A 19,641-nucleotide genomic window follows, 5' to 3' on the forward strand; every position below is an offset into this window, starting at 1 on the left:
TTCTCCCTGTTCACATCGTTGGGTTGAAGCGGCCTGCAAAGGCGCGGATCAGCAGGCGGAAGACGCGGTCGGTCAGGAACCCCAGCAGGCCGAGCGAGATCAGCGCCACGAAGATATCCTCGATCTGCATGAAAAGTCGCGCGTCCCACAGCATCTTGCCGAGCCCGTCGTTGGACGCGACCAGCTCTGCCGCCACGATCGTGACGAAGGCGTTCGCCATCGCGACGCGCATGCCGGTCAGGATGTAGGGCACCGTCGCGGGAAGTGCCACGAGCGCGAAGATCTGCAGCTTGTTGGCACCCAGGCACTGCGCCGCGCGGATCTTGTCGCGCCCGACCGCGCCGACGCCGGCGGCGGTGGATATCACGACTACGAAGACCGTGGTGTAGGCGATCAGGAAGATCTTGCTCTCCTCCCCGATCCCGAACCAGATCACGGCGACCGTGATCATCGCGACGGCGGGGATGAAGCGGAAGAACTCCGTCCAGGGCTCCAGCAGCAGGCGCACCGGCCTGAAGCTGCCGATCGCAAGGCCGATGGGGATGCCGATCGCGCTGCCCAGCAGGAAGCCCTGCAGGATGCGGCGCATGGAGGCCACGATCTGCTCCTGCAAGATGCTGTCCTCGATCAGCGCCCAGCCCCGGACGAAGACCGGGAAGGGCGAGGGGAACAGCACGGAGCGCACCAGATAGACCGAGCAGAGGTGCCAGACCAGGAACAGCAGCGCGAAGCCCCCGACATAGCCGGCGACCGTCACCGCCCGGCTAGTGGCTCGCATGGATTTCCTCGTGGATCAGGCCGTGGACCTCGCGGAAGACCCGCATGAACCCATCGGAGGTGCGTTCCCGCGGAAACGGCAGGTCCACCGGCACCACGGCCTTCAGCGTCCCGCCGGGCCCGCGCTTCATCACGCCGACGCGCGTCCCGAGCGCGCAGGCTTCCTCGATGTCATGCGTGATAAACAGCACGGTCTTGCGCGTCTCCGCCCAGATGCGGGAGAGCTCGCCCTGCAGCACCGCGCGCGTCATCGCGTCCAGCGCGCCGAAGGGCTCGTCCATCAGCAGGATGCGCGGGTCGTTGGCCAGCGCGCGCGCGATCTGGATACGCTGCTTCATCCCGCCCGACAGCTCCGCCGGGTGCTTGGCGCCCTGGCCGGTCAGGCCGACCATCGTCAGGAAGCGTTCCGCCGTCGCGCGGCGCTCGTTCCTGGAGACGCCGCGCAGCCGCAGACCGAAGCCGATGTTGTCCAGCGCGGTCAGCCAGTCATAGAGGCTGTCATGGCCCTGGAACACCACGCCGCGATCGGCGCCGGGGCGCGTGACGGGCTGGCCGTCCAGCAGGATGCGGCCGCTGGTCGGCGGCTCGAACCCCGCCAGCATGTTCAGCACGGTGGTCTTGCCGCAGCCCGAGGTGCCAAGCAGGCAAAAGAACTCGCCTTCGTCGAGCGAGATCGAGAAGTCGCGCACGGCCTCCCACGCACCGGTCCGGCCGCGATAGACCTTGCCCACCCCGTCCAGGGTGACGAACCCCATTCCCGAACTCCCCCGTGATTGGTTCGTCACATACGAGCGACCCCGCCATGCGGCAAGCCGGCTTCCCGGTCCGGACCCCCCGGACTAGAACCGTCATGCGCAAGAGGGAGGCAGTCCGCATGATGCTCGCAGGCAAGGTGGCGGTCGTCACCGGCGCGGGGGGCGGGATCGGGCGCGAGATCGCGCTCGCCATGGCGCTGGCCGGCGCGAAGGTCGTGGTAAACGACATCGGCGCCAGCCTGACCGGCCAGGGCCCGACCAGCGCGACCCCCGGCGAGCAGACCGTGCAAATCATCGGCCAGCGCGGCGGCGAGGCCGTGGCGAATACCGACAGCGTCGCGGACTGGGGCAGCGCGCAGCGCATCGTGCAGGCCGCGCTGGACGCCTTCGGGCGCATCGACGTCGTCGTCAACAACGCCGGCATCCTGCGCGACAACATCTTCCACAAGATGAGCGTCGAGGACTGGAAAGCCGTCATCGACGTGCACCTGAATGGCACCTTCTACGTCTCCCGCGCCGCGGCCGAGCATTTTCGCAAGCAAGGCTCCGGCGCCTATGTGCACATGACGTCGACATCGGGGCTGATCGGCAATTTCGGTCAGGCGAACTACTCGGCCGCGAAGCTCGGCATCGCGGCGCTGTCGAAGTCCATCGCGCTCGACATGCAGCGCTTCGGCGTGCGGTCGAACTGCATCGCGCCCTTCGCGTGGAGCCGCATGACGAGTTCCATCCCCGCCGGAACCGAGGCCGAGAAGGCGCGCGTCGCCCGCCTGCAGCAGATGACGCCGGACAAGAACGCGCCGCTCGCGGTCTTCCTGGCGTCCGACGCGGCGAAGGACGTCACCGGCCAGATCTTCGCCGCGCGCATGAACGAGATCTTCGTCTTCTCCCAGCCGCGCCCGGTGCGCAGCACGCATCGCGGCGAGGGCTGGACGGCGGAGGCGATCGCGGAGACCGCGATGCCCGCGCTGCGCAGCGCCTTCGTGCCCCTCGACCGCAGCGGCGACGTCTTCTCCTGGGATCCGGTCTGATGGACTTTCGACTGTCCGAAGAACAGGCCGCCTTCCAGGACAGCGTGCGCCGCTTCGCGGAGACGCACCTGGCGACGGGCGCGCTCGATCGCGCGCATGACGAGCGCTTCCCCTGGGACGTCGCCAAGCTGATGGCCGAGAACGGCCTCTTCGGCATCATGCTGCCCGAGGAGGATGGCGGCCAGGGCGGCACGCTGTTTGACGCCGTGCTGGCCATGGAGCAGATCGCCTATGTCTGCCCGCGCAGCGCCGATGTCCTGCAGGCCGGCAATTTCGGCGCCTTCCGCACCTTCGCGGAATACGCCACGCCCGGGCAGAAGGAACGCTTCTTCGGGCCCCTGCTGCGCGGGGAGACGATCGCGGCCGTCGGCATGACGGAGCCCGATGCGGGCTCCGCGCTCACCGACCTCAAGACCAGTTGCACGAAGGACGGCAATGGCTGGCGGCTGAACGGCGGGAAGGTCTTCACGTCGAACACCGAGGACGCGAACGTCTTCGTCGTCTATTGCCGCTTCGGTCCCGGCGTGAACGGGATCGGCAGTGTCATCGTGGAACGCGGGATGGACGGCTTCAGGCTCGGCCAGCCCAGCCGCTACATGAATGGCGAGACCTGGTGCGCGCTCTATTTCGACAATGTTTTCATCCCCGCGGAGAATCTGCTACTGGGCGAGGGCGGCTTCCGCAAGCAGATCGCCGGCTTCAACGTGGAGCGCTGCGGCAACACGACGCGCGCGCTGGCGCTCGGCGAATACTGCTTCCGGCAGGCCAAGGCGCATGCCGAGACGCGCCGGCAGTTCGGCAAGCCGCTGTCGGAGTTCCAGGGCCTGCAATGGAAGTTCGCGGAGATGCGCGTGGCGCTCGATGCCGCGCAGCTGTTGCTGTATCGCGCGACGCTCAGCGGCAGCGGGGGCTTGCCCGACGCGCAGCAGATCGCGATGGCGAAGTACGCCTGCAACCAGGCGGGCTGGATGGCGGCGAACGAATCCCTGCAGGTGATGGGCGGCACGGGCTACAGCCAGGACCTGCTGATCGAGTATTGCGTGCGCAAGACCAGGGGCTGGATGATCGCCGGCGGCAGCCTCGAGATGATGAAGAACCGCATCGCGGAGGGCGTGTTCGGGCGGTCGTTCCCCCAACGCAGCTCGAAGTGAGCCTGTCCGACGCGCTGCTCGCGCCGCGTCGCATCGCGCTGGTCGGCGCGTCGGCTGATCCGAACCGCCTGACCGCGCGGCCGCAGCGCTACCTCCGGCGTCACGGGTTCACGGGCGAGTTTTTCCCCGTGAATCCACGGACCCCGGAGATCCTGGGCGAGCGTGCCTATGCCTCGCTGAACGACATCCCCGGCACGATCGACTTCGCCTACATCCTGCTCGGCACCGACCAGGTGGAGGCGCAGGTCACGGCCTGCGCCGCGCGCGGCATTCCCGTGGCCTGCGTGCTGGCCGACGGCTTCGCGGAAGCGGGCGGAGAGGGCGCGGCGCTGCAGGCGCGGGTGGTCGCCGCTGCGCGGGCTGCTGGCATCCGGCTCCTTGGCCCGAACTCGATGGGCGTGATCAACACGCATGACCGCATCGCGCTGACCACCAACGCCGCCTTCGAGGCCGATAGCATCCCCTCCGGCCGCGTCGCGCTGGTCTCGCAGTCCGGCTCCATGATGGGCGCGCTGCTATCGCGCGGCGCGGCGCGGGGCCTCGGCTTCTCGCACATGATCGGGACCGGCAATGAGGCCGACCTGACCTCCGGCGAGATCGCGTCACTGCTGATCGACAGGCCGGAGGTGGACGTGGTCTGCCTCTTCCTCGAGGCGATCCGCGCGCCGGAGCGTCTGGCCGAGGCGGCCCGCAAGGCGCACCGCCTGGGCAAGCCGATCGTTGCGCTGAAGCTTGGCCGCTCGCCCTTTGGCGCCGAGCTCGCGGCGAGCCACACCGGCGCGCTCGCCGGCACGGATGCCGCGGCCGATGCCTTCTTCCGCGCGCATGGCATCCTGCGGGTCACGATGCTTGAAGCGCTGCTGGAGCTTCCTCCGCTCGTCGCGGGGCGGCGACCTCCCGCGCGTGCGCATAGCGCCGTGGGCGTGATGACGACGACGGGCGGCGGTGGCGCGCTGGCCGTGGATGCGCTCGGCGTGCGCGGGATCGAGGCTAGGAAGCCGGACGCGATGGCTGCCGCGAAGTTGCAGGCCGCGGGCATGCCGACACATGCGCGCCTGCTCGACATGACGCTCGCCGGGACGAAGCCCGACCGTGTCGCCGCCGCGCTAGATGCGCTGCGGAGCGCCGAGGACACCGACCTCGCCCTCGCCGTGATCGGCAGCTCCGCACAGTTCCGCCCGCAGGATTCCGTCGCCGGCATCGCCGAGGCCGCGAGGCACCCGGGCAAACCGATCGCCGCCTTCCTCGCGCCGCAGGCCGAGGCATCGCTGCGCCTGCTGGCCGAGGCCGGCATCGCCGCCTTCCGCACGCCGGAGGGCGCGGCGGATGCCATCGCCGCCTTCTGCACCTGGCACGCGCCGCGCGACATCGCCGCGCTGCCGACCCCTGTCGTCCCCATCCCCGCCGCGCCCGACGAGGCCGATGCACGCGCGCTCTTCGCCGCGTTCGGCCTCGTCTCCGGCGCCGTCGTCATGCAGGACGAGCCGCCCGCCGGACTGCACTATCCCGTCGCGGCCAAGATCCTGTCGCCCGACATCGCGCACAAGACCGAGGTCGGCGGCATCGCGCTGAACATCCCGGACGAAGCGTCACTGCGCAGCGCCGCCGCGGCCATCCGAGCCCGCGTCGCCACGGCGGCGCCGCATGCGCGCATCACCGGCTTCCTCGTCCAGCCCATGGCGAAGGGCCTGGCCGAGGCGATCCTCGGCTTCCGTCGCGACCCTGAGGCCGGCGCCGTCGTCCTGCTCGGCGCCGGCGGCGTGCTGTCGGAGCTTCATCGCGACATCGCGCTGCGCCTCGCGCCCGTGGGCGAGGACGAGGCCCGCGCCATGATCGCCGAGGTCCGCGCGTTGGCGCCGCTGGCGGGCTGGCGCAACCTGCCGCGCGGCGACCTCGATGCGCTGGCGCGCGCGGTCGTCGCGGTCTCGCGCCTCGCCGCGCTGGACGGCGTTCAGGAAGCCGAGATCAACCCGCTGATCATCCACGCGGAAGGGCAGGGGGTCACTGTCGCCGATGCCTGGATCGTGCCAGCCTGAGGCCATGGACGCCGAGGCCCTGATCCGCGCGCGCTACGGCACGCTGCCCTTCGCCCCCGCCGAGATCACCGACGGGCTCGCCATGCTGCTCGACCGTCGCGTCACGCGGCGCTACCGCGCGGACCCTGTTTCCGACGCACTGCTCGACACCGTGCTGGCCGGCGCGCAGTCGGCGCCTGCGAAGTCGGACCTGCAGCAGTATTCCGTGATGGTCACGCGCAACTCGGGAAAGATCGCCGCGATCGCGGACGCCATCGGCAGCATGCCCTGGATCAACGAAGCGCCGGTCCTGCTGGTCTTCTGCGGCGACATCCGCCGCGGTCGCCAGGTCTGCGCGATGCACGGGCGCGAACACGCCAACGACAGCGTGGACACCTTCCTCAACGCAAGCGTGGACGCGGCGTTGGCCATGGGCTTCTGCATCATGGCGGCGGACGCGATGGACCTCGGCACCTGCCCCATTTCCTACGTCCGCAACCACCTCCCGCTGATCGCGGAGCTCTTCGGCCTGCCCGACGGCGTCTTCCCCGTGGCCGGCCTGACGCTCGGCTTTCCCGCCGCGCGCAACGCGGCCTCGCCGCGCCTGCCGCCATCCGTCGTCGTCCATCGCGAGCGCTACGATGACGGCGGCCTCGCCGCCACGCTTCCCGCCTATGACGCGCTCCGCCCGCCGACCAAGCCGCGCTACCCCGAGGTGCACGGCCCGAAGCCCGAGGGCTGCAGCTGGAGCGAGAACGCCGCGCGTCAGCTCTCCGTGCCGGAGCGCGCCGGCTTCCGCGCCTGGCTCGCATCGAAAGGCCTCAACCTTGTCTGACATCTCGCGGCCCGACGGAGGCGCCGACAACCCCGGCGGCAACCCGGACCTCAAGCGCGCCGCCGCCCGTGCCCCCGGCACCAAGGCCGTCCGCCCGCGCAACGCCGCCAGCCTGATCGTCTGGCGCCAGGCGCGTGGCGCCGAGCCCGAGATCCTGATGGGCAATCGTCATGCGAAGCACAAGTTCATGCCGAGCGTTCTGGTGTTCCCCGGCGGCCGCGTCGACCGCACCGACCACGGCGTGAAGACCATCACCGAGCTCCGCCCGGAGACCGAGGCGCTGCTGCGCCACCGCGCGCCGCCATCGCTCGCGCGCGCCATCGGCGTCGCGGCGATCCGCGAGCTCGCCGAGGAGACCGGGCTGCTGCTCGGCGAGCGGAAGGGCGAGCGCGTCCTCGCCGATCTCGCGGCGTTGGACTATCTCTGCCGCGCCGTGACGCCGGCGTCGCGCGCGATGCGCTTCAACGCGCGCTTCCTGCTCGCGCCGGCGGAGACGGTGCGCGGGGAAATCGCGGGATCGGGCGAGCTCGAGAACCTCGCGTGGTATCCGCTGTCCAAGGCGCTGGATGCGAAGCTCGCCGACATCACGCGCAAGATGCTGGCGGAGTTCTCGTCCTGGCTCGAGACGCCGGCCGGCGAACGGCATCGCCGCCCGAAGATCGTCTTCCGCGGCAACGACAACCGGATGAGCGACGAATAGCCCGCACTACTTCGTGCCGATGATGCGCCCCTGGGCGTCGCGGACAGTCACCCGACCCGTGCTGTCCTGGGTCTGCGTGCCGGTGATGCGGCCCGACGAATCGCGCTGCGTCACGGTGCCATTGCCGTTGGACTGCGACGTGCCGGTGATGCGGCCCATGGAATCGCGCTGCGTCACGGCGCCGTTGCCGTTGGACTGCGACGTCCCGACGATCCGGCCCATCGAGTCGCGGGTCGTGACGCGCCCCGTCGAATCCCGCTCCCGCGTGCCGGTGACGCGGCCCATCTCGTCGCGCATGGTGACGCGGCCCGTGCTGTCGGTGGTCTCGGTCCCGGTGATGCGGCCCGCGCTGTCGCGCAGCGTCACGGTCTGCGCGGCGGCTGGCAGGGCGAGCGCGACGGCCAGGGCGGAAAGGCAGAACAGGCGCAGCATCGGCATTCCCTCCGGCCCCGGCCGGCCACCGGGGACGGCAGGATCATGACCGCAAATCAGGCCGGAACGAAAGCCTCTCCGTCGCGCGCGACCGCGCCCTCGGCTTGCAGCTTGACCAGATGGGCCAGCAGGCTGCGGGCCGCCGCCGGCGCCAGGCGCGGCTCCAGCGCCGGGCCGTAGACCGGCGGCACCAGATCGGCGGCCGTCGCCCGCCGCGCCGCGCGCAGCGCCTCCAGCACCTTCGCCTCGCGCTCCCGCCGGTGCGCCGCCAGCGCCGCGACGAAGGGCGCGGGGTCTGGCAGGGGCGGGCCGTGGCCCGGCAGGTAGAGCCGGTCCTCGCGGCCCTCGAGCTTCGCGAGCGAGGCCATGTAGTCCGCCATGTCGCCGTCCGGCGGGCTGACCACGCTGGTGGACCAGCTCATGACATGGTCGGCGCTGAAGAACGTGCCCTGGCCGAGCCCCTCCAGCGCGAAGCAGAGATGGTTGGCGCAATGGCCAGGCGTGTGGACCGCGACGGCGCGCCAGTCGCCGGCCTCCACGGCGGCGCCGTCGGCGAGCGTCACGTCGGGCGTGAAGTCGTGGTCGCCGCCCTCGCCGCCCTCGCCGAGCGGGGTCTGGTGCGGACCGAAGCCGAAGCTCGCCGCGCCGGTCGCCGCCTGCAGCGCGGCAACGCCCGGCGAATGGTCGCGATGGGTGTGGCTGACCAGGATGCGCGCGATGCGCTCGCTTGTCGTGGCGCGCAGGATGGCGGCGAGATGCGCGGGATCCGCCGGCCCCGGGTCCAGCACCGCCACCTCGCCCCGGCCGATGAGGTAGGTGTTGGTGCCGCGATAGGTGAAGGGGCCGGGATTGCCGCAGACGATGCGGCGCACGCCCGGTGCGACGTCCTGCACGGAACCCGGCGCCGGCGCGTCCTCGCGCAGGAAGGGGATGCTCATCGTTTCCTCCGGCGAAGCTCGCGATGCAGGATGTAGAGCGAGGCGACGACGATCAGCGCCGCGCCGGCCAGCGTCGCCAGCGCCGGCACGTTGCCGAAGGCGACCCAGCCGAACAGGATCGCCCAGAGCAGCGAGGAATAGGAATAGGGCGCCAGCGCCGAGACCTGCGCGCTGGCCCAGGCCTCCGTCAGCATCACCTGCGCCGCCCCGCCCATGACGCCGATCAGCAGCAGCAGGCCGAACTCGTGCCAGCCCGGCGTCACCCAGACGAAGGGCAGCGCCACCGCGGCGAAGGCCGTCATCAGCAGCGACTGCCAGAGGGTGATGGTCGTGGACGCCTCGGTCGCCGACAGGCCGCGCACCAGCATCGTCGTGCCGGCGGAAAAGATGCCGTGCGCCAGCGCGACCATGATGCCGAGCCGCGCCGCGTCGTCCAGCGCGCCGGCAAAGGCGCCCTGGCCCAGCGCGATCACCAGGATGCCGACGAAGCCCAGCACGACGGCGCTGGCGCGGTGGATGCCGACCTTCTCGCCGAGGAAGGGGATCGACAGCAGCGTCACGAAGAGCGGCGTGGTGTTGGTCAGCGCGGTCTGCTCGGCGAGTGGCAGCAGGGCCAGCGCGTAGAAGGAGCAGGCCTGCGCCGAGGTGCCGGTGCAGGCGCGCAGCAGGTGGCCCGGGAAACGCTTCGTGCGCAGCGCCGCGACGAAGCTGGCGCCGCGCCTGGACCGGGCGACGACGAGCAGCACGACGGGCACCGCCAGCGCGCTGCGGAAGAACATGATCTCGGCGACCGGTATGCGCCCGTCGAGCCACTTCACCACCACGCTCATCAGCGTGAAGATCGCGCTGGCCGCCAGCATCAGCACGACGCCGCGGCGGATGTCGTGGCGCAGCGGCATCACGCTTGGCCCTGCGGGCCACGCGGCCGATTCACCGCTGCGGTGCTCGGCGCCTGCGGCCCCTCCGCCCTGCGCCGATCGGACGCGGCCACGCCCGTCGCGGCGGCACGTTCCTGCTGCCGTCGCACGCGTTCCCTGTGGATGTTGTACAGACCTGCACCGACTACCACGGCCGCACCCGCCAGCGTCGTCCAGCCCGGAACCTCGCCCCAGATCGCGAAGCCCAGCGCCAGGCCCCAGATCAGGATCGAGTATTCCCACGGCGCCAGCACCGCGACCGGCGCGATCGCGAAGGCGCGCGCGAACAGGAAATGCGCGCAGCCATTCGCCAGCCCCAGGAACGCCAGCGCGAAGGCGATGCCGAAGCCCGGCCAGGCCGGGCCGGGCGAGGGAAAGACGGGCAGCAGCGCCACGCCCATCGGCACATGCAGGAACAGCAGCGCGAAGGCGATGGCCTGCGGCGTGTCGGTCGCGGCCAGCACGCGCGTCCAGATCCGTGTCACCGCCAGCAGGCAGACGCCGCCGAGCAGCACGCCCGCTTCCCACCGCCAGAGCTCGCCGCCGGGCTGCAGCATCACCAGCACCCCCGCGAAGCCGATCGCGGTGGAGGTGATGCGCCGCCAGCCCACGCGCTCGCCCAGCAGGGGGACGGCCAGCATCGTCATCGCCAGCGGCGCGACCGCGTTCACGGCGTAGCTGTCGGCCAGCGACACGCCGCGGGCCCAGGCCAGGTAGAAGGTGACGGTGACCGCGCAATGCAGGACCGACCGCGTCGCGAGCAGCGGCAGCCGGCGCGGCCGCAGCCCCTGGCCGCGCGACAGCAGCGCGATGGCGATCATGCCGAAGACGCCGCGCCAGATCATCGCGACGGCGATCCCGACCTCCGGCAGTGCCCATTTCACCGCGGCATCCGCGCATGAGATGATGGCGTAGCCCGCGGCGATGGTCGCGATGCCGTTCAGCGCGTCCTGGCGCAGCGGCAGGCTGCGTGCGGTGCCCTCAGGCACCGGCGTCGAGCACGGCTTCCCCCTGCATGCAGGTGGCACCGCTGTCGTCGCGCGTCTCGGCCGCGATCGCGCCGCCCTGCGGCCGCGCCAGCACCGTCAGCGGGCGCCCGCCGAAGCAGGGACGCCGGCCGCGGAAGGCGAAGCGGCGCAGCTTCGCGCCCGGCGCCGTCTCCGCGGCCAGCGCCGCCATCAGCGTCGCCTGCAGCGGGCCGTGCACGACCAGGCCGGGATAGCCTTCCTCCGCCGTGACATAGGGATGGTCGTAGTGGATGCGGTGCCCGTTGCCGGTCAGGGCGGAGTAGCGGAACAGCATCACGGGATCGGGCAGGACGACGCGCGTCGCGGCGTCGGGCCAGGCGGGCGCGGGCTCGGCCGCCTTTACCGCCGCGCCCTCGGCGCCGCGATAGACGATGTCCTGCTCCTCCTCGATGGCGGGGCCCGCGGGGCCCTCGACCAGGTGCTTCACGGTCACGAAGACCAGTCGGCCGCTGCCGCCGGCTTTCTCCTGCACCGACAGGATCGTGCTGGTGCGCCGCACCGCATCGCCCGCGCGCAGCACCGCGTCGAGGAAGGTCACGCGCCCGCCCGCCCACATTCGGCGCGGCAGGTCGTGCACCGGTGGCAGGAAGCCGCCGCGCTTCGGGTGGCCGTCCGGCCCGATGCCGTCCGGCATCACCCAGTCCTGGAACAGCATCCAGTGCCAGAGCGGCGGCAACAGTTCGGGCGTGGCAATGCTGAGCGTCGCGGCCATGCCGCGCATCAGCCTCTCGTCCAGCCGGTCCTCGCGGAGCTCGGTGCGCCCGACAAACTCTTCGTAGGACATCTTTCTTGATCCCTCAGACGCCGGGCGCCGCATATCCGTGCGGCTTGGCTCCGCCGCATGAGCGGCGGCGGCCATCCGGCCGCTCGGCCCGCGCGCAGCACGCGGGCTGCAGGGAGTATTGGCACATCGGTCAGTCTAGTCCTCGCGCAGGTAGAGCAGGTAAGTGTCCATGTGGACGATGCGGGTGTAGTGCCGCCAGGTCTCGGAGAAGGCGGGGTGGCGGGAGAAGTAGTCCACGAAGTCGAACTCGTCGGCGCCGCAGCGCGGGATGCCCGGGTTCTTCGCGACCAGCACGCCGGCGGGCGGCGCGCGCGCGAAGTCCTCGGCGACGGTGCGGTAGACCAGGAATTCCGGCCGGCTCATCTCCCAGGTGTCGCGGTAGCGCGGCGCGCCTTCCGGGCAGTCGGGATAGGCGCCGACCAGCAGCCAGAGGTTCATGAAGCGCAGCGTGGACCGGGCGCGGGCGTAGTTCAGCGCGGGATAGACGGGATAGATGTCGGGCGTGAGGACCAGCAGGCGCTCGCCCGCGACCTCCCGGCGCAGCACGCGGGTCAGCTCGCCGCCCGCCGTCTCGTCGTACCAGATCTGCCGCCAGGGGCTCTCGCCGCGGATGTGCAGCATGGCGACCGCGACGGCGACGGCGAGCGCCAGGCCCGGTGCGGCCGAGGCCGCGCGCGCTGGCGGCAGCGCCCGGTCAAGCCATCGCGCCGCCAGCACGCCGCCGAGCAGCGTGCTCGCCATCGCGATCGGCACGACGTGGTAGCTCCAGCCCTTGTGCTGCACCCAGGCCGAGGCGACGCTGCCCAGCCCCACCGCCAGCAGCGCCTGCGCCGTCGCCCCTGCGTAACGGCGCAGCGCGAAGGGGGCCAGTGCCGCCAGCAGCAGCACCGCCGCACCCAGCTTTTCCGACAGCAGCACGTCGAAGGGCCCGAGCCCCCCGCTGCCGAGGTAGTAGCCGATCACCAGCGGCACGACATTGTTGAGATAGGTCGGGAAGAGCAGCGGCACCGACGCCGCATAGACCACCCACAGCGCCGCCATCCCCCAGGGAAGGGGATCCCGCAGCCAGGCACGCGGGCCGCGCCGGACCAGCACCAGCGCCTCCACCAGCGCCGGCACGGCGAGGAAATGCGGCTTCAGCGCGAAGCCCAGAGCCGCGGCCATCGTCACCGTCCAGGCCAGCCGCCGCGACGTCGCCATCCCATCGATCCGGCGCGCCGCGAGGAAGGCATAGGGGATGGCGAAGAGCGCCATCAGATGCTCGCGCTGGCCGACGTCATAGGCCGGGAAGACGCAGGCCAGCGGCACCAGCGCGTCCAGCACCGCGGCCTCGAGCGGGCCTTCCAGGCGGCCCTGGCGGAGCCTGGCCGTCATCCGCCAGGCCGCCACGCAGCAGGCCAGGACGCAGAGCAGCAGCGCCTGCGCCCCGTCCAGCGGGGTCCAGCGGTCGATGAAGGCCGGGATCGCCGTGAGCATGAAGATCAGCGGAGGGTTGACGTCGATGAGGTCGCGGTAGAGCCGCTCCCCCACTACCCAGCGTTCCGCGAAGTTCAGGATCGCCGCCACGTCGTGGTTGAGCGGCGGGGCCAGCACCATCAACAGGAAGGCCGCCGTCGGCGCGAGCAGCAGGGCGCGCAGCGCGCGCGCGCGCAGGCCCGGCAGTGCCATGGAGGGGGCGGCGGCCGGGGCCGGTTCGGCCTCCGGGCTGCCGGAAGGGGGCGGGGGGCTCATGCCTGTGACTGGACGGACCATCCATGCCGCCTGGGGGTCGAGCATGCAACGCCATTGCGGCGGGATGGCGGCAGGGCTGCCCTGCATAAGCCGCGCAGGCGCCTTGCCCTTGCCGCCACCGCACCGCACAAGGGCAGGGTGGAACCGGCCGAATACGACCTGATGGACGCCGCCGAGGACGGCATGTGGTGGTATCGCGCCGCCCATGCCCGGGTCCTCGATGCGCTGCGCGACCGGCCCGGCGCGCCGGGGCCGCTGCTGGATGCGGGCTGCGGGACGGGCGGGCTGATGCGGCGCGTGGTGCAGGACCTGCCGGGGCTCGATCCCGTCGGGCTGGACTTCATGCCGCCCGCCGCCGCCCGCGCCGCCCGCAAATCCGGCCGGCCGGTGACAGCCGGCGACACCAACCGCCTGCCTTTCCCCGATGCCAGCTTCGGCGCCGCGGTCAGCATCGACGTGATCTGCCATGCCGGGGTGGATCCCGCCGCGGCGCTGGCGGAACTCCACCGCGTACTGCGCCCGGGCGGGACGCTGGTGCTGAACCTGCCGGCCTATGACTGGCTGGCGAGCGCGCATGACGTGCGCGTGCACAATGCCCGCCGCTTCACCGCCGGCGGCGCCCGCCGCCTGCTGCAAGCCACCGGCTTCGCCCGCATCCTGGCCCGCTACTGGAACGGGCTGCTGCTGCCCTTGATGGTGCTGCAACGCAAGGTGCTGCAGAGGCGCCCCGACGCGCCGTCCGACGTGACCGAATTCCCGCCCTGGGTGGACGCCACCCTGCACGCTGTCTCGGAGCTGGAGCGGCGCATCGTGCGCGCCGGCCTCCCCATGCCGGCCGGCGGTTCCGTGCTTCTCGTGGCGACCCGCCCGTGATGGAGAGACGTGACGTGACCGAGCTTCCCGCCGTGCATCCGGGCGGCCTTTCGGCCGGGCATCCCGTCGGCCTGTCGATCGTGGTGCCGGTCTACCGCGGCGCCGCCACCGTGGGCGCCCTCGTCGCCGCCCTGTCCGAGCTGAAGCCGGAAGGCGGGATCGAGGTCGTCCTCGTCAACGACGGCAGCCCCGACAATTCCGGCGATGTCTGCCGCGCGCTGCAGGAGAGCGCGGCGATCCCCGTGATCTATATCGAGCACGCCCGGAACTTCGGCGAGCACAACGCGGTCATGACGGGCCTGCGCCATGCCCGCGGCGCCTATGTCATCACCATGGACGACGACCTGCAGAACCCGCCGGAGGAGGTGGTGAAGCTCTACGACCACGCCAGGCTTGGCGGCTGGGATGTGGTCTACACCCGCTACGCCAAGAAGGAGCACGAGGGCTGGCGCAACATCGGCAGCCGCTTCGCCAACGGCGTCGCCGACCTGCTGCTCGACAAGCCGAAGGGCCTCTATCTCTCGTCCTTCCGCTGCATGTCGGCGCTGGCGGTGCAGGAAGTCACGAAGTATCGCGGCCCCTATCCCTATGTGGACGGGCTGCTGATGCAGGTCACGCAGCGGCTGGACAGCATCGAGGTCAAGCACCTGCCGCGCGCCGAGGGCCGCAGCAACTACACGCTGAAGCGCCTGGTGCTGCTTTGGCTGAACCTCGCCACCAACTTCTCCGTCCTGCCGCTCCGGCTCGCGATCCTCGCGGGGGTCGCGATGGGCTTCCTCGGCCTGCTCGGCGCGGTGGCGACGATCGTCGAGGCGATCATGGGCGAGACGCCGTCGGGCTGGGCGTCGAGCATGACCATCATGCTGCTGATCGCGGGCGTGCAGTTCCTGATCCTCGGCGTGCTCGGCGAGTATGTCGGCCGCGCCTTCCTGTCGGCCAACGGCAAGCCGCAGGGGGTCGTGCGGGAAGTGCGCGGGCCCGGCGTGCGGCAGGTGGCAGGCGAAGGCGCCAGCACTGCGGCGGCCGAGCAGTCGCCGCGCGTGCGCGCGGTGTCGTGAGGGCGCGATGACGGCGGCCTGGATCACGCTGGCGGCGGCGATCTCGACATCGCTGCTGGGCCAGGTCCTGCTGAAGTTCGGCGCCTCGCATTCCGTCGCGGCCTCGGCCGACTTCATGGACCAGCTCTTCCGCTGGCAGACCATCAGCGGGCTCGCCTGCTATGGCGGGGCGGCGCTGCTCTACATCGTCGCGCTGCGCAAGATCCCGATGAGCGTGGCGCTGCCCTGCACGGCGGCAAGCTACGTGGTGGTCGCGCTGATCGGGTGGGCGATGTTCGGGGAGTCGCTCGGCGCGACGAAGCTCGCCGCCATCGCGCTGATCTGCGGCGGCGTGGTGCTGCTTGCGGCGAGCGCGTGATCGCGCGCGCGCTGCTGGTCCTGCCGCTGCTCGCGGGCTGCGCGGCGACAGGCGCGGAGATGGCGTGCCCCGCCGGCACCCAGGCCGCGACGGTGGCGGAAGCCTTCCTTGGCCGCGCCGTGCGCGACCGCGCCGATGTCTCCGACGCCGAATGGGACGCCTTCCTGCGCGAGGTCGTGACGCCGGCCTTCCCCGACGGCGCCACGGCGCATGACACGCTGGGCCAATGGCGCGGCGCGGACGGCACGGTGCTGCGCGAGAGGTCGAAGCTGCTCGTCCTCGTCCTGCCCGGCGCCGACGCCGCGGCCGCGCAGGCCAGGCTCCGCCCCGTCGAGGACGCCTGGAAGCGGCGCTTCAACCAGGAAAGCGTGCTGACGAGTTATCGGACAGCCTGCGTCGGATTCTAGCGCTCAGCCGAAGGCGCCGACCTCATGCGCGATGGCGGCCGAGCATTCGCGCACCAGGGCAAAGAGCTGCCCCATCGGCTCGAACAGCTCGGCATGCTCGCGGGCGTAGCTCGCGCCCTCCCGCGGCGGGGCGGGTTCGTGGAAGTCGAGCCCGGCGGAGGCATCCGGCGCGGCCGGGAAGACCTCGGCCAGCAGCGCCAGAGCGCGCTCGACGTCGAGCTGCAGGATCCCGCGCAGCACGCCCTCCGGCGTCATGCCGTGGCGCGGGCTGAATTCCGGTACGCGCACCGCCAGAAGCCAGATCCGGTGGATCAGCGCGAGGCGCAGCGCATGCAGCAGCACGAGCCGGTCGGGCATGCGCGGCAGGTCGGGCCAGGCCGCGCGCAGCGCTAGGTGATCCACCTGCAGCCGCCGGAACATCCGCCGCACCGCCGACGCCAGGTCGAGCTTCTCCAGCGCGTCCGCGACGGCCACCAGCTCCTCCCGCCGGCCCGGCCTTGCGGTGGCGCCGGCGCGATCGAGCCACGGCCCGGGATCGAGCGAATCCACGCCGGCGCGCAGCACGCCGAGGTCGGAACACGCCGCCGCATGCGCGGCCATCGCGACGGCACGCGCGAAGCGCGGGCTTCTTGCCCGAAGGTCGGCGAAGGCATCGGGGTTCGCCGCCGCCGCGGCGCCGAGGCCGTGCAGCGTGTTCGCGAGCCAACCGAGCTGGTGCAGGATCGCGTTGTTCGGGATGGCGCGGAGCTGGGAGGGATGGGTGATCCGCGCGGGCCCGCCGACCCCGTCGGCCTGCCGCGCCGCGGGGCGGGATCCCGTGCGGTCCAGCAGCCCCGGCCCGAAGGCGCCGAGGAGGGCGGCATAGCCGGGATCCTCGACCAGGGCCGCGATCTCGCCGCGGACGGTGGCGAAGAAGTCCGCGCCGAAATCCGCCTCGGCATAGATCGGGTCGGGCATCGCGCCGGCATCGCCGAAGGCGTGCTCCGCGATGCGTGCGACGGTGGCGCCGGCAAGTTCCGGCGTGCCGAACAGCATGTAGCCGTCGCCGCCCTGGAAGCTGGTCTCCTCGCGCAGCCTCAGCCCCGCCCGGGCCAGGGCGCCGCGCGCCTGCGGCGGGGAGAGATAGGCGAAGCGGTCGCGCAGCGACCCCGGATGCGCGCCGCGGCCGATGCTCTCGCCATGGGTGTCGAACAGCACGAGCTCGATCCCCGACAGCCCGTGCCGCTTCAACTGGTCGGCCAGCCGCAGCTTCAGCCGCTCCGCGAGATAGGACGCCGCGAGCTGCCCGACATAGCGCCCGGAATCCGAATAGCCGAACTGCAGGCACAGACGCCCGTGCAGCCTGAGGTAGTCCCGGTAATGCGGGCTGCGCAGCGCCTCCTCCAGCACACGCTCGCCGCGTTCGAGCGCCTCGGCCGTCTCGAAGAGCGGCGAGATCTCGACATGCCTCTCGATGCCGAGCCGCCGCGCCAGCCACAGCGCCGAGAGCAGCGTGTAGCCGGTCTCGGTCTCCGCGATCAGGAAGCGCGTGGGCTGGCTGCCATCCACGTGCTTGACGATCTGGGCGACCGTCATCATCAGCCGCGCCGCGCTCGCCTGCTCCGCGATCAGCGCGCCGAAATCGAGCGGCTGCGGCGTGGCCTCGGCCAACGCGGCGTTGATATGGGCCAGCAGGCCGCGGCGCCGCGACATGTCCTCAGGGCTTTCCGTCACCTGCAGCCGCTGGCGGATCGCGTTGTGGAGCTGCGACGCGTTCAGCCGGAAATGTGTGTGCGCGAGCCCGAGCCCGTGCGAGGCAAGGCCGGCCCGCGCGACCGCGAGCGCCATCCGCGTCGCCTCGTCCGGCGCGTTGGCCAGCGCGGAGGCGAACTGTTCGACCAAGGCGTCGGTGTCGGTCAGCGCGGCCTCGCGCCGGTCGATCAGCTCCTTCGCGAAGGCCTGGACCGCGATCGGATCGGGGCTGCGCGGCGCGGCGGATAGCTGCGCGTCCACCGCCTCCAGCGCGGCCTCCACGCGGGCCGTTAGCACCGCGGCGCAATCGCCGAGCGGCGCGAGCTGGCCGGCCAGCCGGGCGAGCTGCAGCCGCTTCATCGTCAGCCGCATGCGGATGGAATCCCACCAGCCGATGTCGGTGCGGCCGTCCGTGTCGTAGCCGACCCAGGACGCCAGCAGGACCGGGCGCGGCGACAGCGCCATCCAGCGATCGCCCCAGATGCCCTTCGCCGCGCCGAGCAGCGCGCGGTTCAGCGCGTCCAGCGCATCGCGGCCGCGCGCGATCGCCTCGGCGGCCTGCTCGAACTCCTCCTCCAGCGTCGGCGCGGCGGGCCGGTGCGCCAGGTTCTCCGGCAGGGGCTCCCCGCAGGCGGCGCGGGCGAGCGCGGCCGCGGTGCCGCGCGGCAGCGAGAAGGTCGGATGCGCCGTGAAGACCGCGGCGAAGCGCGGCCGCTCGCAGGCCTCGCGGAAGGCGGCGAAGGGGACGGGGCTGTCATCGGGATCGGGGCGCGCGAGCCGCGCGGCGAGCCGCGCCATCGCCTCCTCCGTCCCGCCGAGACCGACATAGGCGGCGAGCCGCTGCGCGCGCCCGACCGCGGCGGTATGCGCCATGCGGGCCACGATGCGCGAGACCCCGACGGGATCGAGCCTGCCGTCGTCGAAGCGCCGGCTGATGGAGAGCGCGATGGACAGGACGGGATCGCCGAAGGGGTCGGTCAGCGCGGCCTCGCGCGCCTGGCGCAGGCGGTCCTGCAGTTCCGCGATGGTCGCGGCAGCCATGTCGGTGGGGGCGTCGTCGGGCATCGCGACACCATGCTGCACCTGCGAAGGTGGCGGTTTCCAGCGAAACCCGCCGCCCCGACCGCCCCGATCAGTCCAATGAGGCGCCGGATGCCTCCACGATGCGCTGCCAGACCTGTTCCTGGGCGCGAAGATAGGCAGCGAAGGCGTCCGGCGTGTCGTCCCAGACCGGCTTGAAGCCCAGGGGTTCCAGCTTCTGGCGGTAGTCGTCGGTCCGGACGACCTGGACGATGGCTTGGTGCAGCCGGGCGATCCGGTCGGACGGCGTGCCGGCCGGCGCGCTCGTCGCGTACCAGCTCTGCATGTCGATCCCCGATTGGGGCAGCAACTCCTTCATGCCTGGCACGTCCTCGAGCCCCGGCACGTAGTCCACGCGGTCGGCGCTGCCCACGGCGAGCGCCCGGAACCGCCCTTCCCGCACATGCGGCATCAGGGCGGGCATGACGTCGAACATCATGTCCACGGTGCCGGCGAGAAGGTCGGTGATGGCGGGCCCGCCGCCGCGATAGGGCACATGGGTGATCTCCACCCCCGCCGCCTTGCTGACCGCGCTGATCGTGAGGTGGCTGACCGTCCCGGTGCCGGAGGAGCCCATCGTCAGCTTCCCGGGATCGCGCCGCGCCGCCTCGATCATCTCGCCGAAGCTCCGCCAGGGGCTGCGGCTGTTCACGACCAGGAGCACCGTGCCGGTGGACACGCGCGTGATCGGGGCAAGGTCGCGGATCGGGTCGTAGGTCATGCTGCGGCGATAGAGGAACTTGTTCGCCGCCAGGATCGTCGCCGTGCCGAGCAGCAGCGTGTGCCCGTCCTTCTCCGCCTTGGCGACGGCATCCGCGCCGAGGTTGCCGCCGGCGCCGCCGCGGTTGTCCACGATCACGGTCTGCCCGAGCAGCGGCTGCAGCTTCTCCGCGAGAAGCCGGGCGGTGATGTCCACCGCCCCGCCGGGCGCGAGCGGGACGATGATGCGGACGGGCCGGCTGGGGAAATCCTGCGCCAGGGCAGGGCGTGCCAGCGAGGTGGCGGCGGCGAGGGCGATCAGGGCACGGCGTCGCATGGCG

At 71.8% G+C, this 19,641-nt stretch carries 19 protein-coding genes; 9 read left to right on the forward strand and 10 right to left on the reverse strand.

Translation table 11 applies throughout. The features are described 5' to 3' along the window. Positions 1 to 10: 10 nt before the first annotated feature. Together ACLF3M_RS15155 and ACLF3M_RS15160 are read right to left on the reverse strand one after the other, a co-directional pair. Positions 11 to 778, reverse strand: a complete 768-nt coding sequence (locus tag ACLF3M_RS15155) for an ABC transporter permease (protein ID WP_430657780.1) — start codon at positions 776 to 778, stop codon at positions 11 to 13. Next, positions 765 to 1,532, reverse strand: coding sequence for an ABC transporter ATP-binding protein (locus ACLF3M_RS15160; RefSeq protein WP_430657781.1), 768 nt, complete (start codon positions 1,530 to 1,532; stop codon positions 765 to 767). The genes ACLF3M_RS15155 and ACLF3M_RS15160 overlap by 14 nt, the downstream gene beginning before the upstream one ends. Positions 1,533 to 1,651: 119 nt before the next feature. Here ACLF3M_RS15160 and ACLF3M_RS15165 point away from each other — a divergent pair, with 119 nt between their 5' ends. From ACLF3M_RS15165 to ACLF3M_RS15185, 5 genes are read left to right on the forward strand one after another with little or no spacing between them, the layout of a single operon-like run. Continuing rightward, positions 1,652 to 2,563 (forward strand): SDR family NAD(P)-dependent oxidoreductase, encoded by a 912-nt coding sequence (locus ACLF3M_RS15165; RefSeq protein ID WP_430657782.1) that lies wholly within the window; start codon positions 1,652 to 1,654, stop codon positions 2,561 to 2,563. Next, a complete protein-coding gene (locus ACLF3M_RS15170; RefSeq protein ID WP_430657783.1) occupies positions 2,563 to 3,714 on the forward strand; it encodes an acyl-CoA dehydrogenase family protein in 1,152 nt (383 codons plus the stop codon). Before ACLF3M_RS15165 ends, ACLF3M_RS15170 begins: the two co-directional genes overlap by 1 nt. Then, a complete protein-coding gene (locus ACLF3M_RS15175) occupies positions 3,711 to 5,750 on the forward strand; it encodes an acetate--CoA ligase family protein (protein WP_430657784.1) in 2,040 nt (679 codons plus the stop codon). Before ACLF3M_RS15170 ends, ACLF3M_RS15175 begins: the two co-directional genes overlap by 4 nt. 4 nt (positions 5,751 to 5,754) lie before the next feature. Continuing rightward, positions 5,755 to 6,564 (forward strand): nitroreductase family protein, encoded by an 810-nt coding sequence (locus tag ACLF3M_RS15180; RefSeq protein WP_430657785.1) that lies wholly within the window; start codon positions 5,755 to 5,757, stop codon positions 6,562 to 6,564. Further along, positions 6,557 to 7,264, forward strand: a complete 708-nt coding sequence (locus ACLF3M_RS15185) for an NUDIX hydrolase (protein ID WP_430657786.1) — start codon at positions 6,557 to 6,559, stop codon at positions 7,262 to 7,264. Before ACLF3M_RS15180 ends, ACLF3M_RS15185 begins: the two co-directional genes overlap by 8 nt. Positions 7,265 to 7,270: 6 nt before the next feature. Here the strand turns inward: ACLF3M_RS15185 and ACLF3M_RS15190 are convergent, their stop codons facing one another. From ACLF3M_RS15190 to ACLF3M_RS15215, 6 genes are all read right to left on the reverse strand, one after another. Further along, the gene (locus ACLF3M_RS15190) at positions 7,271 to 7,696 is read right to left on the reverse strand and encodes a hypothetical protein (protein WP_430657787.1); all 426 of its coding nucleotides are present in this window, start codon (positions 7,694 to 7,696) and stop codon (positions 7,271 to 7,273) included. Positions 7,697 to 7,752: 56 nt separating this feature from the next. Continuing rightward, entirely contained in the window at positions 7,753 to 8,634 is an 882-nt protein-coding gene (locus ACLF3M_RS15195; RefSeq protein WP_430657788.1) for an MBL fold metallo-hydrolase, read from the reverse strand. Continuing rightward, complete coding sequence (locus ACLF3M_RS15200) at positions 8,631 to 9,533, reverse strand: DMT family transporter (protein WP_430657789.1); 903 nt, start codon at positions 9,531 to 9,533, stop codon at positions 8,631 to 8,633. Before ACLF3M_RS15200 ends, ACLF3M_RS15195 begins: the two co-directional genes overlap by 4 nt. Then, the gene (locus ACLF3M_RS15205; protein WP_430657790.1) at positions 9,533 to 10,540 is read right to left on the reverse strand and encodes a DMT family transporter; all 1,008 of its coding nucleotides are present in this window, start codon (positions 10,538 to 10,540) and stop codon (positions 9,533 to 9,535) included. The genes ACLF3M_RS15200 and ACLF3M_RS15205 overlap by 1 nt, the downstream gene beginning before the upstream one ends. Further along, on the reverse strand, positions 10,533 to 11,363 hold the full coding sequence (locus ACLF3M_RS15210) for an FAS1-like dehydratase domain-containing protein (RefSeq protein WP_430657791.1): 831 nt from the start codon (positions 11,361 to 11,363) through the stop codon (positions 10,533 to 10,535). The genes ACLF3M_RS15205 and ACLF3M_RS15210 overlap by 8 nt, the downstream gene beginning before the upstream one ends. Before the next feature lie 135 nt (positions 11,364 to 11,498). Next, positions 11,499 to 13,094, reverse strand: coding sequence for a hypothetical protein (locus ACLF3M_RS15215; RefSeq protein WP_430657792.1), 1,596 nt, complete (start codon positions 13,092 to 13,094; stop codon positions 11,499 to 11,501). Between the two features lie 138 nt (positions 13,095 to 13,232). Between ACLF3M_RS15215 and ACLF3M_RS15220 the strand changes: the two genes are divergently transcribed. Genes ACLF3M_RS15220 through ACLF3M_RS15235 form a run of 4 tightly spaced genes read left to right on the forward strand, consistent with a single transcriptional unit; the run spans position 13,233 to position 15,790 of the window. Beyond that, positions 13,233 to 13,967 (forward strand): methyltransferase domain-containing protein, encoded by a 735-nt coding sequence (locus ACLF3M_RS15220; protein ID WP_430657793.1) that lies wholly within the window; start codon positions 13,233 to 13,235, stop codon positions 13,965 to 13,967. A 14-nt stretch (positions 13,968 to 13,981) separates the two neighbouring features. Continuing rightward, positions 13,982 to 15,025: a glycosyltransferase family 2 protein gene (locus ACLF3M_RS15225; protein ID WP_430657794.1), complete on the forward strand. Its 1,044-nt coding sequence runs from the start codon at positions 13,982 to 13,984 to the stop codon at positions 15,023 to 15,025. Between the two features lie 7 nt (positions 15,026 to 15,032). Next, positions 15,033 to 15,383 carry a DMT family transporter gene (locus tag ACLF3M_RS15230; RefSeq protein ID WP_430657795.1) on the forward strand — a complete coding sequence of 117 codons (351 nt, stop codon included), beginning with the start codon at positions 15,033 to 15,035 and terminating at the stop codon, positions 15,381 to 15,383. Continuing rightward, a complete protein-coding gene (locus tag ACLF3M_RS15235) occupies positions 15,380 to 15,790 on the forward strand; it encodes a DUF3574 domain-containing protein (protein ID WP_430657796.1) in 411 nt (136 codons plus the stop codon). Before ACLF3M_RS15230 ends, ACLF3M_RS15235 begins: the two co-directional genes overlap by 4 nt. Positions 15,791 to 15,793: 3 nt before the next feature. Here the strand turns inward: ACLF3M_RS15235 and ACLF3M_RS15240 are convergent, their stop codons facing one another. Further along, positions 15,794 to 18,586, reverse strand: a complete 2,793-nt coding sequence (locus ACLF3M_RS15240) for a phosphoenolpyruvate carboxylase (protein WP_430657797.1) — start codon at positions 18,584 to 18,586, stop codon at positions 15,794 to 15,796. A 67-nt stretch (positions 18,587 to 18,653) separates the two neighbouring features. Next, positions 18,654 to 19,637, reverse strand: a complete 984-nt coding sequence (locus ACLF3M_RS15245) for a Bug family tripartite tricarboxylate transporter substrate binding protein (RefSeq protein WP_430657798.1) — start codon at positions 19,635 to 19,637, stop codon at positions 18,654 to 18,656. Positions 19,638 to 19,641 lie beyond the last annotated feature (4 nt).

It is taken from the genome of Falsiroseomonas sp. HW251 (assembly GCF_050563545.1).
Lineage (GTDB): Bacteria > Pseudomonadota > Alphaproteobacteria > Acetobacterales > Acetobacteraceae > Falsiroseomonas.